The organism is Bifidobacterium catenulatum DSM 16992 = JCM 1194 = LMG 11043, assembly GCF_001025195.1.
GTDB lineage: Bacteria > Actinomycetota > Actinomycetes > Actinomycetales > Bifidobacteriaceae > Bifidobacterium > Bifidobacterium catenulatum.
Window position 1 is genome coordinate 579,430 of record NZ_AP012325.1, and the last position, 15,247, is coordinate 594,676.

Sequence of the window (15,247 nt, forward strand, 5' to 3'; positions counted from 1 at the left end):
ATAATCGTATCGATTATTGCAAAACCCTGCGTTTTATATGATACGTAACACGTTATCGGCAACATGTATGGCGGTGAGGTTGACGTATGCCGGCAAAACGGCGACAGTAGAGACGAACAGTTGTTGAAGAAAGGATTGATGATGGCAGAAGACAAGCCGGTTGTGGAAAGCTTCCAGCTCGACCACACCAAGGTGAAGGCTCCGTATGTGCGTTATATCGACACGCAGACCGGTCCGAATGGCGATGTGATTTCTAATTATGATTTGCGTTTGGTGCAGCCGAATGAGAATGCGATTCCGACCGGTGGCCTGCACACCATCGAACATACGATTGCGGTGCTGCTGCGTGAACGTATCGACGGTTATATCGATTGTTCTCCGTTCGGCTGCCGTACCGGTTTCCATCTATTGACGTGGGGTGAGCATTCCACGGAAGAAGTGGCGCTCGCGTTGAAGGAGGCGTTGGAATTCATCGCATATGAGGCCACATGGGATGACGTTCCTGCCACCACCATCGAAAGCTGCGGCAATTACCGCGACCATAGCTTGTTCACGGCGAAGGAATGGTGTAAGGATATTCTCGCCAAGGGCATCAGCTCTGACGCGTTTGAGCGCCGCCTAGTCTGATTCGCGTGCGATTGCACGTCTGTTTTCGAGCATATTGCGAATACTGTGCCGTGGGCATGGTATTTTTGACGCTCGGAAGAAGACAAGGTGATGCAAAGGTGAATGAGATGGGTGAGGAGAGCGTCATTACCTCTGAACGGCGGTTCCGTCGTGCCACTATGGCCGATTTGCCGACCATGCTGAAGATTTATGAGCATGCCCGCAAGTTGATGGCCTCCAATGGCAATCCCACGCAGTGGGGTGATAAGTTCCCGCGTGAGGAAGTGGTTCGTGACGATGTCGAATCACAGCGCACCGTGTTGCTTGTCGATACGGTTGATGGCGAGGAACGTGTGCTAGCCCAGTTCGCATTGTGCCCGGGCATCGACCCGACATATGTGAATATCGATGGTGCCTGGCTGGATGACGATCCGTATGTGACCATCCATCGGATCGCCTCGTCGGGTCTCGCCAAGGGTGCGGCGAAGGACTGCATCAACTGGTGCATCGAACATTACGGCAATGTGCGCGCGGATACGCATCCCAACAACAAGGCCATGCAGCATGTGCTCGAATCGAATGGTTTCGCGCGCTGCGGCTTGATTCAGTTGCTTGACAGGCCGTCCGACACCACGCGTATCGCCTATCAGCGTCATGAATGGTGAGATTTTCGGATTTGTATGGATTGGTGTCAATCAATATAAATTCATCGCAAACAATTGTAAATAGTCTTCGCTATCGAGAAGCAAAAATCCCGTTGAATATCGTATTTCAGATGTTCAACGGGATTGTTATATCCGATTGTGTTGCTTTTGATATATGTCTTACGAAAGATATATATCAAAAGCAACAGTATTGCCGGTTTTTAGAACAGTCCTGGCTCGTTCAATGCGGAATGCTTGCGGCTGTACACGAAATACACGATCAAACCAAGGGCGAACCAGATTGCGAAACGCACCCAAGTCTCCCAATTCAAACCGCAAATCAGAATGAAGCAGAAAATGATCGCGCAGATTGGCGTGAATGGCACGCCCGGAGCGCGGAAGCCACGGTGTGCGTCCGGCTGGGTCTTACGCATCCACAGAATGCCCGCGGACACGATGATGAACGCCGACAGCGTACCGATGTTCACCAATTCGAACAGTACGTTGATGTTGATGAAACCGCCGGCGATGGCCGTTAGAATACCGAAGAACCATGTACCTTTGAACGGGGTGCGATACTTCGGGTGCACTTCGCCGAAGAACTTCGGGAACAGGCCGTCGCGGCTCATGGCATAGCAGATGCGGGACTGGCCGTACAGCTGCACCAGCATCACTGTGGTCATGCCGATCAGAGCGCCAAGATTGACAATGAACGCCAGCCAGTTGAGGCCGGTTTCGAGAATCACGCCGGCTACCGGAGCGTCAATGAAGTTCGCGAACTCCTTGTATGGCACCACACCGGTCATAATCAGCGTCATGATGATGTACAGCACAGTCGACACGGCCAACGAAATAAGAATGCCGCGCGGCAGTGTCTTGTTCGGATTGATGGTCTCCTCGGCGGAGGAGGAGACGGCGTCGAAGCCGATGAAGCTGAAGAACACGATCGACGCGGCCGGAACAATGCCGTACGGCTGTGTGGAGCCCGGCTGGAACGTGTAAATGCCGTACGGGGAGAACGGCTTCCAATTAGCAGGATTGATATACCAGACGGTGCATACGATGAACAGCACGATGATGGCCAGTTTGATCATCACCATAATATCGTTGGTTTTCTTCGTCTGGTTGATGCCAATGGACAGCACCCAAGTGATGATGAGCACGATTGCGAAACCAGGCAGGTTGAAGTATGTGGTTACGCCTGGCGTGGTGCCGTATGCCGCGGTCAGTTCAACTGGTAGATGCAAGCCGAAACCTTCCAACAGTTTGTTGAAATATCCGGACCATCCGGCGGACACGGTGGCCGCCTGCAATGCGTATTCCAAAATCAAATCCCAGCCGATCACAAACGCGATCAGCTCGCCGAACGCCAAATACGCGTACGAATATGCGGAACCGGACACTGGTGCCATTGCGGCGAACTCCGCATAGCACAATCCTGCGAAACCGCAGCAGACTGCGGCCAGAAGGAAGGAGACGCACAATGCCGGACCTGCGGTGAGGGCGCCCTTGCCGGTAAGCACGAAAATGCCAGTGCCGATGATGGCGCCGATTCCCAGCATGGTAAGGTCAAACGTTTTCAATGTGCGCTTCAGCGGAGTTGACTCGGACACGAGCTGGTCCACTGACTTTTTGCGAAAAAGATCCATGGTCTTAATTCCCTAAAAATGGTTTTATATGGGCTGGACCGGACGGATTTCCGGGACTCTGGCACGCCTCAAACGCCAGAAATCAAAAGAAGGGCTGAACGCCTCATATACGGGAGGTGTACGCGCCTTATGTAAGGAGAGTGTAAAAACCTGGCGCGGACAAAAACGTGAAAACCCCGTGAATCGTCTCATCATGTGTGCGCGTCTTTCCAAAGCCGTCACGTGGGAGCGCAACAATAGAGCCATGACTTTCAATGCTGCCCGTGAATGGCAATTCTCATCCGAACAAGGCAAGGCCAATTATGAGGCCGCCCAAAAGCAATACCCGGCGCAGGCCATCGTCGATATGGCCGCATTGCGAAACAACATGCGTCATTTGGTGAGCGTGGTTGGCGGTCCGAATTCCGGCACCGCCGTGATGGGCGTGGTCAAGGCCGACGCGTACGGGCATGGTCTTATTCCGGCCGCGCTCGCGGCACTTGCGGGAGGTGCGACCTGGCTGGGCACGGCGCAATCGCATGAGGCACTGCTGCTGCGCAAGGCGGGCATCGGGCCGGACCGCTGCCACATTCTGACATGGGTATATAACGGCATGGCCGTGCCTTTTGACGAGCTGATCGACAATGATATCGATATTTCCGTAGGCTCATTGCCGGGCATTGACGGCGTTGCGGCCGCGGCGCGTCGTCTTGGGAAAACCGCTCGTGTACACGTGAAGGTCGATTCCGGTTTCGGACGTAATGGATTCACTCCGGCCACGTTCGATGCGGCGCTCGCCAAGCTGGTGCCTCTTGCTAAGGAGGGTGTGCTGCATATTGTTGGACAGTGGAGCCACTTGGCGGTGGCCGACGCTCCCGACGTGCCTGAATTCGTAGCGTCCACTGATAGGCAGGTCGAGAATTTCAAGGATTTCACCCGTCGCATGGAAGTTGCCGGCATTGCGCCGGAGATTCGTCATCTTGCTAATACGGCGGCCACGCTTTCGCGCCCGGAGATTCATTTTGAGCTTACCCGCCCGGGTATTGGCTTGTATGGTTATGAGGCTGATCCGGCCATGGGCACGCCTGGCACGTATGATTTGACGCCGGCCATGACATTGCAGGCGCAGCTTGGCACGGTCAAGGATGTGGAGGCGGGCCATGGCATTTCCTATGGCCGCACGTACCTGACTCCTACAGACACATCTACCGCGATCGTGCCTGTAGGCTATGCGGACGGCATTCACCGTTCCGCTTCCGGTTTCGATATGGAAGGCGCGAAGCATGTGATCAAACCTGGTGGTCCGGTGCGTGTGATGACTACGGAAGGTCCGCGCCTGTACCGTGTGTCTGGCCGCGTGTGCATGGATCAGTTCATGCTTGACCTGCACGGTTCTGCGGAAAAGCTTGGCGTGCATGAGGGCGACACCGTGCAGCTGTTCGGTCCGGGCCGTGGTGAGGATTATGCCGAACCGACCGCTGACGATTGGGGTCGTGCCGCAGGCACTATCAGCTACGAGATCTTCACCTGTCTGTGCAACCGCATTCCGCGCCTGTACGAGCACGCCACCGACGTGCTGTCGGCCGAGGATCTCGCCAAACTCAATCCCGCAACCATTCTGTAAGGCAACGGGCGTGGGAAACAAGGCACGCCGTGAAAGTCAATATGGTGGGCGCGGCACGTTCGATGGTTGGTCAACGTGCCGCGCTTGCTGTTAAGGTGGTGAGCTATGCCAGGAATGATTCTGAAGGAAGATATCGAAAAAGTTCGCGCCACTGCCGATCTGTATGACATTGTGTCCGCGACGGTTTCGCTCAAGCCTTCCGGAACTGGCGCTTATGTAGGGCTGTGCCCTTTCCACGATGAAAAAACGCCAAGTTTTTCCGTGCGCCCGGCGTTGGGTGTATGGCATTGCTTCGGTTGTGGCCTCGGCGGTGACGTGTTCGGCTATGTTGAACATCAGGAGAACGTCGACTTCCGTGACGCCGTCGAGCTTTTGGCCGACAAATACCATATCGAATTGCATTATGACCAGTCGAACGCCAAGAAGGAGCATACTGGTTCAAAACGTGCTCGCCTGCTGGAAGCCAATGAGGCCGCGCAGGAGTTTTTCGTATCGCAGCTGATGACTAAAGACGCGCTCGCCGCACGTAAATTGCTTGATGGTCGTAACTTCAGCCAGGCCGATTGCCAGCGTTTCGGTTGCGGATACGCTCCGCAAGGTTGGGACAATCTGGTTCGGTACTTGGCCGGCAAAGGTTTCACGCAGCAGGAGATGCTGGACGCGGGATTGGCTCGCCAAGGCCAGCATGGGGTGTACGACTATTTTCGTGGCCGCGTAACATGGCCGATTCGCGATTCGACCGGTCGTGCGCTTGGTTTTGGCGCACGCAAATTATATGAGGACGATTCGATCGGCGCGAAATACATCAATACGCCGGATACGGCGTTGTACCGCAAAAACCAGGTGCTGTATGGCATTGATATGGCGAAGGCTGCGATCGTCAAGAAACGTCAGGTGGTGATCGTCGAAGGCTATACCGACGTGATGGCCATGCATCTGGCCGGAGTCGACACCGCGATTGCCACATGCGGTACCGCGTTCGGTGCGGAACATGCCAAAATCGTACGTCGTCTTATCGCCGACGATTCGTTGGGCGCGGTGCAGCTGATTGGTCCATTGAAGGTTGATGGGCAGCAATTGAGTTCCCGCATCGTGTTCACCTTCGATGGTGATGCCGCCGGGCAGAAGGCCGCGATTCACGCATTCGGATTGGATGCCGCGTTTTCGACGCAGGCGTTCGTCGCCGTGGCTGATGACAATCTCGATCCATGCGATCTGCGCATCAAACGTGGCAATGAGGCGGTTCGCGCGCTTATTGCGAATGCCGAGCCATTGTATGATTTCGTGATCAAAACAGCTATCGGGCGTTTTGACACCACCTATACCACGGGGCAAATGGGGGCAGTCAAGGCCGTGGCACCGCTGATCGCGCAGATTCGCGACCGTTCGCTGCTTGACTTGTATTCACGCAAGGCGGTACGCCAAATCGGCGTCGATCTCGATATCATGCAGCGCGAAGTGCGTGACGCCCGCCGCAAACTCAATGTGCGGGACGAGGATGCGTATGCGCCGAAACGTCGCTTTGCCGCCAATGCCGCAGCGGCGGAACCTCGCATGGAGCAGGGCGTGAATCCATATGCGAATCCTTCCGCGCGCAAGGCGTTGGAACATCGTGACGCCGCGGAACAATCCTATTACCGTATCGACGATGCCGTGTTCATCTGCGAACAGCAGTTCATGGCGACCCTGATACAGGTGCCGCTCGCCGTGGATCCGACATTGTTCGCCAGCCTCACGCTGTCGAGCTTCATGACCCCTGTATTCCGTACGCTGTTCCAAGCCATCGCTGCGGCCGGCGGTCTGCCGTCCACAGATACCCCGCAAGGACTGTGGATGCATAATCTCACCAAAGCAGGCGGACCGATGCTGGAATCCGTAATCAACGAGCTTGCCGTCATGCAACTACCGTTGCCGCCGAGCGACGCCGATACGGAACGCGCGTCGCAACAATCGCAAGAAATCAACGTGCAATTGCGCAAGCCGACCGATGATGAGCGCAGATATGCGTCCGAACTCATCATTCGGCTGCTTGACACGGGCATCATGCGCAGGATCGGTGCGGACAAGCGTCGCATGGCGCAACTGCCGGATGGTGCCGAGAAAATCGAGCTGCTCGGTCAGATCACTAAACTTGAGACCTTGCGTAAGGATCTGCAGGCGAGGGTGTTTGGCAATAACGTCGCCTGAATATCTGTCGTGTACTTGAGTTTCTGCCGCGTGCCAGAACGTCCGATAACCCCCGAATGTCTTTGCCTTGCACTTGGATCTGCCGCATATACGAGCGTTGCATGAATAGCCGGCGAACATGCGGTGAACGAGGCGAGAATACTTAACGAATTCTTAGTTGACATACAGTGTCTTTCGGCGTGTTTTGCAATTGCAAAACAGTTTTGCCGGTTTGCAAAGGTAAAGAACAGTAGGGCGTAGTGGCTGAAAAACATTGGAATGGTCGGAAAAATCGTATGCCAAGGGCATGTACTACGCGTTTTTTCGGGTAAAGTGAATACGGCGTTTCTTGAGAAAATCGCCCGGGTCTGCAAACGGTTTGCAAACTGGATTCACGGAGGAATGAATGCGACGATTGGTCGTTAAAATCCTGAAAAACGAGACCATTCTCGTAGTTGCTTCCATACTTGCTCTTATTTCATGCTTTATCGTGCCTCCCGACAAGGAGTACGGCGGATATATTCATGCGAGCACCATTTCGCAGTTGATCTGCCTGATGCTGGTGGTGTGCGGTTTCCAGCGCATCGGTGTGTTCCGTATTATCGGCTCACGATTGCTGCATCATGTGGGCACCGCACGTGGATTGGTGATCACGCTGATTTCGCTCACGTATTTTTCCGGCATGCTGATCACCAATGATGTGGCGTTGGTTACGTTCATTCCGTTCGCGATCGCGGTGCTTACCATGGCCCATATGGAGGAGCATGCGGTACTGGTCGGCACGTTGATGACTGTCGGTGCGAACGTGGGCAGTATGTTGACGCCGATCGGCAACGCGCATAACCTGTATCTGAAAGCGTTGACCGGCATGCCGTCCGCTGAAATGATCGGCATTATGGCGCCGTATTCCGTTGCCGCGGCGGTATTGCTGGTGCTTATCGCCTGCGTGGCATTCGGCAAGAAACCTGTTTCCGAATTTTCCTCTATCGACGGCAGCGGCATCGAACAGAATGTGCTCGCTCCGAATTCCGACCAGCCACGGCCGGATGAGATTCGTGTGACCGGCTATGGCGCCGGTTATGGAGGTTGGCGCACGATCGTATATTGCGCATTGTTCATCGTGTGTTTGCTGGCTGTGAGCGATTTCATTCCGCTATGGGCCATGTGTGTGATCGTGGTGGTGGCATTCCTGTTCTGCGATCGCCGCGTGTTCCGCAATATCGACTGGGGATTGCCGCTGACCTTCTGCATGTTCTTCATTTTCATCGGCAATATGAAACGCGTGCCGGAATTCTACGAGCTGGCCGCCTCCTTGGTGGGGGCGCATCCGCTGGAAGTGTCCGTGGTGTCCAGCCAGTTCATCTCCAACGTGCCGACCACGCTGCTGCTGTCAGGCTTCTGCGATCAATGGCGTGCGCTGATCATCGGTACCAACCTTGGCGGCATGGGTACGCTGATTGCCTCCATGGCGTCGCTGATCGGCTACAAGAACGTGACGCGCAAGTATCCTGACAAGAAGGGACGTTATCTGGCTGTTTACTCGGCGGTGAATGTGCTGTTCCTCATTGTGCTGGTCGGTTTGAGCTGGATCATCGAACCGTGATTTTCCGCTCCCCTGATCTTGTGGTCTGCCGGCTCGTTTCAAGGTCGGGGAATTGTAGGTTTTCATGGTTTTGTCATCGATACGATGGTCGTGTTCCGCGCGTTCAAGTTGGCAAGAACGCGTGAACTGACTATACTGAATCGAGTTTGGCCCTGTAGCTCAGCTGGATAGAGCATGTGACTTCTAATCTCAAGGTCGGGAGTTCGAGTCTCCCCGGGGTCACCACCAAGCCCTTACGTCAATAGACGTAAGGGCTTTCGCATATCGATAGGCTGCTGCTTCGGCGGTAGCTCGGCAATGGGAGGAGCCCATGAAACGAATCGTCACCGGCATTCTGGCGCATGTTGACGCCGGCAAAACCACGCTGTCGGAAGCGTTGCTGTATGCCACGGGCAACGTACGCAAACTCGGCCGTGTCGACCATGGCGACGCGTTTCTCGACACCAACACGATGGAACGGCAGCGAGGCATCACCATCTTCACCGAACCGGCGATCATCACCACGCCGAACCTCACTCTCACCTTGCTTGACACTCCGGGACACGTCGATTTTTCGGCGGAAATGGAACGAACCCTCGCCGTGCTCGACTATGCGATTCTGGTCATTTCCGGTGCTGATGGCATCCAAGGGCATACCGAAACATTATGGCGATTGCTGAAACGTTACAACGTGCCCACTTTCATCTTCATCAATAAAATGGACGCTCCCGCAGCTGACAAAACGAAACTGCTCAATCAGCTGAAGAAGCGTTTCTCGGATGGCTGCATCGATTTCACCGGATCGCATGATGACAATGCGGCGCTTGCCGATGTTATGGAAGATATCGCCATGCAAAGCGAAACCGCCATGGAATTGTATTTGGAAAGCGGAACGATTCAGGATGAAACCATTCGTGAGATGATTGCTGATCGTGTCTTGTTCCCGTGTTTCTTCGGATCCGCGCTGAAAATGGACGGTATTGACGAGTTCGTCGCAGGATTCGAGCGGTATGTGCGCGAGCCGGAGTACGACAGCGAATTCGGTGCGCGTATATATAAGGTATCGCACGATGCGCAAGGCAATCGCCTGACATGGCTCAAGGTAACGGGTGGTGAATTCAAGGCGAAGACGATGCTTTCCGGCACTGCGCGGGTTGGCGCCGACCTTGGCGAGTCGAAAATCGACGACGATGGTATGTGGCATGAGAAAGCCGATCAGGTGCGCGTGTATTCCGGCGCGAAATTCACTACGGTCGATTCGGTTGTTGCTGGCACCGTGTGTGCCGTTACGGGCTTGACGCGAACATTTCCCGGTGCTGGACTCGGGAAAGAGCCTGACGGCGTAAATCCGGTGCTTCAGCCGGTACTTACGTACACGTTGCTGCCGGGGGAGTGCGATATTCACGCTTGCTTGGTTGCGTTGCGCGAGCTTGAAGATGAGGATCCGTTGCTGCATGTGGTGTGGCAGCCGCATCTTGAGGAAGTTCATCTGCAATTGATGGGTGCGGTGCAGTTGGAGGTCATCCAGCAGATGATGCACGACCGGTTCGGTTTGGACGTGTCATTCGGACCGGGCGGCATCTTATATAAGGAGACGATCGCGCATCCGGTTGAGGGTGTGGGCCATTTTGAACCGTTGCGTCATTATGCGGAAACACATGTGCTTCTCGAGCCATTGCCTGCCGGTATCGGCATGAGGTTCGCGAGCGTATGCAGCGAGGATGTGCTCGACCGTAACTGGCAGAGGCTGATTCTGCAGCATTGTCGGGAACGTGAACATTTGGGTGTGCTGACCGGTTCTCCAATTACCGATATGAAGATCACATTGCTGGTTGGCCGTGCGCATTTGAAACATACGGAAGGCGGCGATTTCCGCCAGGCCACGTATCGTGCGATTCGGCAAGGCTTGATGGAAGCGAAGGAACGCGGCGACTGCCGTTTGCTGGAGCCGTGGTATGGCTTCCGTTTGGAGGTTCCGCAAGATATGGTCGGCCATGCGATGGCTGACATACAGCGTATGAGCGGCTCGTTTGACACGCCTTCCGGCGATGGTGAATATATGGTGCTTGAAGGTGAGGCGCCGGTTGCCCAAATGCGAGATTATGCGATGGATGTGAACGCCTACACGCACGGGCGTGGGCATTTGAGTTGCGTGTTCGCAGGGTACAGGCCATGCCACAACGCCGACGAGGTGATTGAGCAGTCCGCATACGAGCCGGAATCCGACTTGGAGAACACGCCGGATTCGGTGTTCTGCGCGCATGGAGCCGGCTATCCGGTCAAATGGTACAAGGTTCCCGAATTCATGCATCTCGACTACGCCTGGCATGGTATGGGGGAGCAGTGACTGTTCGGGAAAGACCGGATAACGGATAAACGAAAAGCCCCACCGATTCGGTGGGGCTTTCTGATGGAGCGGACAACGGGACTCGAACCCGCGGTCTCAACCTTGGCAAGGTTGCGCTTTACCAACTAAGCTATGTCCGCAAAGAACTTCCGCCGTGAGAAGCGGAAATTCAGTGGGTGATATAGGAATCGAACCTATGACCCCTTCCGTGTGAAGGAAGTGCGCTAGCCGCTGCGCCAATCACCCGTGGGATAATTCCGCCGGTTTCCCAGCTTCGTTACCCGCTTCGCGTGGGCGATACAAGATTCGAACTTGTGACCCCTTCCGTGTCAGGGAAGTGCGCTACCTCTGCGCCAACCGCCCGAAGCGAGTGCTAACTTACGTGGATTCTTGGCAGAATGCAAATCGTCGGCGTGTCGCGGTGGTGTTGCGAGGGGGCGACACGCCGTCAATTAGCGATCGAAACCACTGGAATTTCCATGGTTTTCGCGTCTGGATCGGATTCGACGAACGATTCTTCAGAAGGGGATTGCGTCAACGTCAAGCGCATCTGATGCCATGCCGCATTGCCGTGCGTCGAAGCAGACATGCCTTCGTCCACGAATCCCAGACGGGCGTAAAATCCGACAAGGCGTTCCTTGCATGTCAGCGCAATGCCTTTGCGCCCGGCAATCGTCGAATCAAGAATCACACGACGCAGCAGATAGCTGGCGCAACCGCGATGCTGGTAGACGGGAGCCACGTCCACGCCGAAAATCATCTGCCAAGCGCCATGCTCGTCGTGCAGGGAAACATTCTCATACATGACGTCAGCCAAATCCTTTTCGTTGGTCGTCATGCCGTTGACGAAACCAACCAATGTGCCGTCTTTCACAGAAGCTGGGAAGCAGGCATCGTCATCAGCATCAGTGTTGATCAAAAGCCAGAAATGATCCGGATACGTGGCAACGCGTGCGGTCAGGCTCTCGTTCGTTGCGGCCTCCGCAGGTGGGAAGCAGGCAGCCTCCACAGCCTCAATCGCGTCCAAATCCTCCATCGTTGCATGTCGAATGAGCATGTGCATACTCTCTCGCAGGGTATACCCAATCTTCACATTTCGATATGGGCGAACAGTGGAAACGCCAGCATGCAATACTGTGAAAAGGATCGCCGGAAGCGTTTTCGGGAGCTGATAAACGCTTATATGAAAAACCGATAACGACGCGGCCTGTTCCGTGGTTGTTGCGCGGTACGATGGGGCGCGTCCACGGCAAAAGCCTGGAAATAGCCGGAAAGGTTCCGACGGATTCGTAGAGAATTCGACAACCTTAAGAGAAAGATGGGGGGCGCGTGTTCGACTGGACATTCGTGACGCACTACGCGCCATTCTTCGTCAACGGTTCGGTGATGACGCTGTTCATTTCCGTGTTCGGCATTGTGCTTTCGATTGCGGTCGGACTGATCTGCGCAGGCATTGAAATCGCACGCATTCCCGTGCTCAAGCACATCGTGCGCGTCTATATCGAACTCAGCCGTAACACGCCGTTGCTGGTGCAACTGTACTTCCTGTATTTCGGTCTGCCGAAGCTTGGCATCGTATGGTCCGCGGAACAGTGCGCGATCGTGGGACTTGGCTTCCTTGGCGGCTCCTACATGGCCGAAGCGATGCGTGGCGGCCTCGAAACCATTCCGAACGTGCAACGCGAATCCGCGTACGTGCTGGGCCTCAGCCAATGGCAGACCTTGAGCCGCGTGGTCATTCCGCAGGCCATCAGCACATCCATTCCGGGCGTTGTGGCCAACGTGATCTTCCTGATTAAAGAATCATCCGTCGTGTCGGCCATCGCGCTTGCCGACGTGATGTACATGGCCAAGGATCTGATCGGCATGTACTACAGCACGTACGAGTCGCTGCTGATGCTGGTCGTTGCATACTTGGTGATTCTGCTGCCGATCTCATTGTTCGGCACTTGGCTGGAACGGAGGTTCGACTATGAGCGGCGCTGAGATTCTGCTCGAGCCGGGCGTGTTTCCGCGCCTGTTGCAGGGCCTGTGGGTTACGGTGTGGATCGCCGGTGTGTCGGTGGGTCTTTCCGTGTTGGTTGGATTGGTTGTCGGCTGGCTGATGACGATGAAAAATCCTGTCATTCGTGTGTTGACCAGGATTTATTTGGATTTCATTCGTATCATGCCGCAATTGGCGTTGCTGTTCATCGCATTTTATGGCTTTGCCCGTGCGTGGAATTGGAATTTGGATGCGACCGGCGCATGCGTGTTCGTGTTCGTGCTGTGGGGCGGCGCGGAATTGGGTGATTTGGTGCGTGGCGCGCTTGAGTCGATTCCGAAAGCCCAGTATGAGTCCGCATATGTGCTTGGGTTGAGTGGCTGGCAGACGTTCGTCAAAGTGATTCTGCCGCAAGCGTTGCGTAGGCTTCTGCCAGCTTCGGTGAATCTGGCGACACGAATCGTGAAAACGACATCGTTGGCCGTGCTTCTCGGCGTGGTCGAGGTCATCAAAGTGGGCCAGCAGATCATCGACGCGAACCGTTTCCAATATCCGACCGGAACCCTGTGGATTTACGGGGTGATTTTCTTCATGTACTTCATTGTGTGCTGGCCGCTGTCCATCGTGGCCCGCCGACTGGAAAAGAGGTGGTCGCATGACTGACGCGACAGGCAAGCAGGCTCAGGTGGGTCAGGCGAGTCTTGAGATTGCGCATCTGGTCAAGCAGTACGCCAATGCCGACAAGCCGGTATTGAACGATATTTCGTTCGACGTGCCGCATGGCAAGGTGTTTGTGATCGTCGGGCCTTCCGGCTCCGGCAAGTCGACGTTGTTGCGCACCATCGCCGGCCTTGAGCCGATTCAGGGCGGTACCATTTCTCTGAACGGCGAAGTGATCGAAACGGGTAAGCCGGGCACCGAATCCGCCGGCCGCAGCAAGCGCAGCAGCGAACTGCGTACCCGTGTTGGCATGGTGTTCCAAAGCTACGACCTGTTTCCCAACAAAACCGTGCTTGGCAACATCACACTGGCGCCGACCTTGGTGCAGAAGCGAGATAAGGCCGAAGTCGAGCAGGAGGCGATCAAGCTTCTGGAACGCGTCGGTCTTGCCGACCGCAAGGATTCCTGGCCTCATGAGCTTTCCGGCGGCCAACGCCAGCGCGTGGCCATCTGCCGTGCGCTGATTTTGCATCCGGAAGTACTGCTGTTCGACGAAGTCACCGCCGCGCTCGATCCGGAAATGGTGCGCGAAGTGCTTGACGTGATGCTCGAACTCGCTGATTCCGGCCAAACCATGCTCATCGTGACGCATGAAATGCAGTTCGCGCGAGCCATCGCCGATCAGGTGATCCTGCTTGAAGACGGCGGCATTGTGGAACAATCTGACAATGCTGAACAATTCTTCACGAATCCGACCACTGAACGAGCCAAGCAGTTCCTGCGCACGTTTGAATTCGACAGGCACCGCAAGTCCGCCGATCAATCCGAATAATCCAGGCAATGGCGAAGATCGGCGAAGATCGGTGCAATTCAAGATTTTGATAGCAGTCATCTTTGCAAGAGAGGAGAAACCATGACCGCATCAATCATCAACAAAACATTCAAGAGCATCGTGGCCGCATCGGCCGCGTTGATCATGGCAGCCTCGGTGGCTGCTTGCGGCCCGTCCACGGCCACTCCGAGCGATGAAAACTCCACTGGCGGCGATTCCAGCTCCAGCAGCAACGTCACCGCCCGCACTCTGGACGAGATCAAGAAGTCCGGCGAACTTAAGGTTGCCGTTTTCTCCGACAAGGCCCCGTTCGGCTACATCGACAAGGAAGGCAAGAACGCCGGCTACGACGTTTACTTCGCCGAGCGCCTCGGCAAGGATCTGGGAGTGAAGGTCAAGTACACTTCCGTCGACCCGGCCGCCCGCGTGGACGTGCTCACCTCCAACAAGGTGGACATCACACTGGCCAACTTCACCGTCACCGACGAGCGTAAGGAGAAGGTCGATTTCGCCAAGCCGTACATGAAGGTGGCACTCGGCGTGGTCTCCCCGGAAAATGCCGAAATCACTGACGTGAGCCAGCTTAAGGGCAAGACGTTGATCATCGCCAAGGGCACCACCGCCGAAAGCTACTTCGAGAAGAACGAGCCCGACGTCAAGCTGCAGAAGTACGACCAGTACGCCGACGCCTACAATGCGCTGCTCGACGGCCGTGGCGACGCTTTCTCCACCGACAACACCGAAGTACTGGCTTGGGCCAAGTCCAACAAGGGTTTCAAGGTGGGCATCACCAAACTTGGCGATGAGGACACCATCGCTCCGGCTGTGCAGAAGGGCAACAAGGAGCTGCTCAACTGGCTGAACGACGAAATCGTGAAGTTGGGTAAGGAGAACTTCTTCCACAAGGATTACGAGCAGACCCTGAAGCCGGTGTACGGTTCCGATGTCGATCCCAATGACATCGTGGTCGAAGGCGGCGAGCTCTGATTTTCGACAGAGCTGCCTGAAGCTGTCTGAATCGTAGGCAGACCCATCCGATGGCAAGGCCCGTCCATTGCGGACGGGCCTTTTCGTATTGGATGGGCTGATGCAGCGAGGGGAAGAGCGGTGCGCGCGGAACGGGTTTTGCATGGATCGATTTGTTTATGGTCATGCTGAGATTGCTTCGAAAGAA

12 protein-coding genes and 4 tRNA genes are annotated in these 15,247 nt (G+C 55.4%); 11 read left to right on the top strand and 5 right to left on the bottom strand.

Translation table 11 applies throughout. From position 1 onward, the window contains the following. The first annotated feature begins 141 nt into the window (after positions 1-141). A complete protein-coding gene (locus BBCT_RS02430) occupies positions 142-627 on the top strand; it encodes an S-ribosylhomocysteine lyase (RefSeq protein ID WP_033513183.1) in 486 nt (161 codons plus the stop codon). Between the two features lie 107 nt (positions 628-734). Then, positions 735-1,271 carry a GNAT family N-acetyltransferase gene (locus BBCT_RS02435; RefSeq protein WP_033513177.1) on the top strand — a complete coding sequence of 179 codons (537 nt, stop codon included), beginning with the start codon at positions 735-737 and terminating at the stop codon, positions 1,269-1,271. 200 nt (positions 1,272-1,471) lie between these two features. Here the strand turns inward: BBCT_RS02435 and BBCT_RS02440 are convergent, their stop codons facing one another. Next, complete coding sequence (locus BBCT_RS02440; protein ID WP_003836358.1) at positions 1,472-2,899, bottom strand: amino acid permease; 1,428 nt, start codon at positions 2,897-2,899, stop codon at positions 1,472-1,474. Between the two features lie 244 nt (positions 2,900-3,143). On the opposite strand from BBCT_RS02440, the gene alr reads away from it, so the two are divergent. From alr to BBCT_RS02465, 5 genes are all read left to right on the top strand, one after another. Next, on the top strand, positions 3,144-4,502 hold the full coding sequence (gene alr / locus BBCT_RS02445) for an alanine racemase (protein WP_033513181.1): 1,359 nt from the start codon (positions 3,144-3,146) through the stop codon (positions 4,500-4,502). Positions 4,503-4,607: 105 nt separating this feature from the next. Then, the gene (gene dnaG, locus BBCT_RS02450; RefSeq protein ID WP_033513175.1) at positions 4,608-6,689 is read left to right on the top strand and encodes a DNA primase; all 2,082 of its coding nucleotides are present in this window, start codon (positions 4,608-4,610) and stop codon (positions 6,687-6,689) included. A 385-nt stretch (positions 6,690-7,074) separates the two neighbouring features. After that, positions 7,075-8,271: an anion transporter gene (locus BBCT_RS02455; RefSeq protein ID WP_003836365.1), complete on the top strand. Its 1,197-nt coding sequence runs from the start codon at positions 7,075-7,077 to the stop codon at positions 8,269-8,271. A 148-nt stretch (positions 8,272-8,419) separates the two neighbouring features. Further along, positions 8,420-8,496: transfer RNA gene (locus BBCT_RS02460), tRNA-Arg, on the top strand. An 85-nt stretch (positions 8,497-8,581) separates the two neighbouring features. Beyond that, positions 8,582-10,597, top strand: a complete 2,016-nt coding sequence (locus BBCT_RS02465) for an elongation factor G (protein WP_003836368.1) — start codon at positions 8,582-8,584, stop codon at positions 10,595-10,597. A 64-nt stretch (positions 10,598-10,661) separates the two neighbouring features. Here the strand turns inward: BBCT_RS02465 and BBCT_RS02470 are convergent. The 4 genes from BBCT_RS02470 to BBCT_RS02485 form a co-directional block, all read right to left on the bottom strand. After that, a tRNA-Gly gene (locus tag BBCT_RS02470) sits at positions 10,662-10,737 on the bottom strand. Between the two features lie 33 nt (positions 10,738-10,770). Further along, a tRNA-Val gene (locus BBCT_RS02475) sits at positions 10,771-10,843 on the bottom strand. A gap of 45 nt (positions 10,844-10,888) precedes the next feature. Beyond that, positions 10,889-10,960 (bottom strand) — tRNA-Val (locus BBCT_RS02480). A gap of 85 nt (positions 10,961-11,045) precedes the next feature. Then, positions 11,046-11,654: a GNAT family N-acetyltransferase gene (locus BBCT_RS02485; protein WP_231858081.1), complete on the bottom strand. Its 609-nt coding sequence runs from the start codon at positions 11,652-11,654 to the stop codon at positions 11,046-11,048. Positions 11,655-11,926: 272 nt separating this feature from the next. Here BBCT_RS02485 and BBCT_RS02490 point away from each other — a divergent pair, with 272 nt between their 5' ends. From BBCT_RS02490 to BBCT_RS02505, 4 genes are all read left to right on the top strand, one after another. Continuing rightward, positions 11,927-12,583, top strand: coding sequence for an amino acid ABC transporter permease (locus tag BBCT_RS02490; protein ID WP_003836372.1), 657 nt, complete (start codon positions 11,927-11,929; stop codon positions 12,581-12,583). Continuing rightward, positions 12,570-13,244: an amino acid ABC transporter permease gene (locus BBCT_RS02495; protein ID WP_003836373.1), complete on the top strand. Its 675-nt coding sequence runs from the start codon at positions 12,570-12,572 to the stop codon at positions 13,242-13,244. The genes BBCT_RS02490 and BBCT_RS02495 overlap by 14 nt, the downstream gene beginning before the upstream one ends. Next, positions 13,237-14,073: an amino acid ABC transporter ATP-binding protein gene (locus tag BBCT_RS02500; protein ID WP_003836374.1), complete on the top strand. Its 837-nt coding sequence runs from the start codon at positions 13,237-13,239 to the stop codon at positions 14,071-14,073. The genes BBCT_RS02495 and BBCT_RS02500 overlap by 8 nt, the downstream gene beginning before the upstream one ends. An 81-nt stretch (positions 14,074-14,154) precedes the next feature. Continuing rightward, positions 14,155-15,060 (top strand): cysteine ABC transporter substrate-binding protein, encoded by a 906-nt coding sequence (locus tag BBCT_RS02505; protein WP_003836375.1) that lies wholly within the window; start codon positions 14,155-14,157, stop codon positions 15,058-15,060. Positions 15,061-15,247: the final 187 nt, after the last annotated feature.

Coding starts and splice junctions, on each gene's coding strand:
- BBCT_RS02495 (WP_003836373.1), top strand. CDS start 12,570: ATGAGCGGCGCTGAGATTCTGCTCGAGCCGGGCGTGTTTCCGCGCCTG.
- BBCT_RS02505 (WP_003836375.1), top strand. CDS start 14,155: ATGACCGCATCAATCATCAACAAAACATTCAAGAGCATCGTGGCCGCA.
- alr (WP_033513181.1), top strand. CDS start 3,144: ATGACTTTCAATGCTGCCCGTGAATGGCAATTCTCATCCGAACAAGGC.
- BBCT_RS02485 (WP_231858081.1), bottom strand. CDS start 11,654: ATGCTCATTCGACATGCAACGATGGAGGATTTGGACGCGATTGAGGCT.
- BBCT_RS02455 (WP_003836365.1), top strand. CDS start 7,075: ATGCGACGATTGGTCGTTAAAATCCTGAAAAACGAGACCATTCTCGTA.
- BBCT_RS02500 (WP_003836374.1), top strand. CDS start 13,237: ATGACTGACGCGACAGGCAAGCAGGCTCAGGTGGGTCAGGCGAGTCTT.
- BBCT_RS02465 (WP_003836368.1), top strand. CDS start 8,582: ATGAAACGAATCGTCACCGGCATTCTGGCGCATGTTGACGCCGGCAAA.
- BBCT_RS02430 (WP_033513183.1), top strand. CDS start 142: ATGGCAGAAGACAAGCCGGTTGTGGAAAGCTTCCAGCTCGACCACACC.
- dnaG (WP_033513175.1), top strand. CDS start 4,608: ATGCCAGGAATGATTCTGAAGGAAGATATCGAAAAAGTTCGCGCCACT.
- BBCT_RS02435 (WP_033513177.1), top strand. CDS start 735: ATGGGTGAGGAGAGCGTCATTACCTCTGAACGGCGGTTCCGTCGTGCC.
- BBCT_RS02440 (WP_003836358.1), bottom strand. CDS start 2,899: ATGGATCTTTTTCGCAAAAAGTCAGTGGACCAGCTCGTGTCCGAGTCA.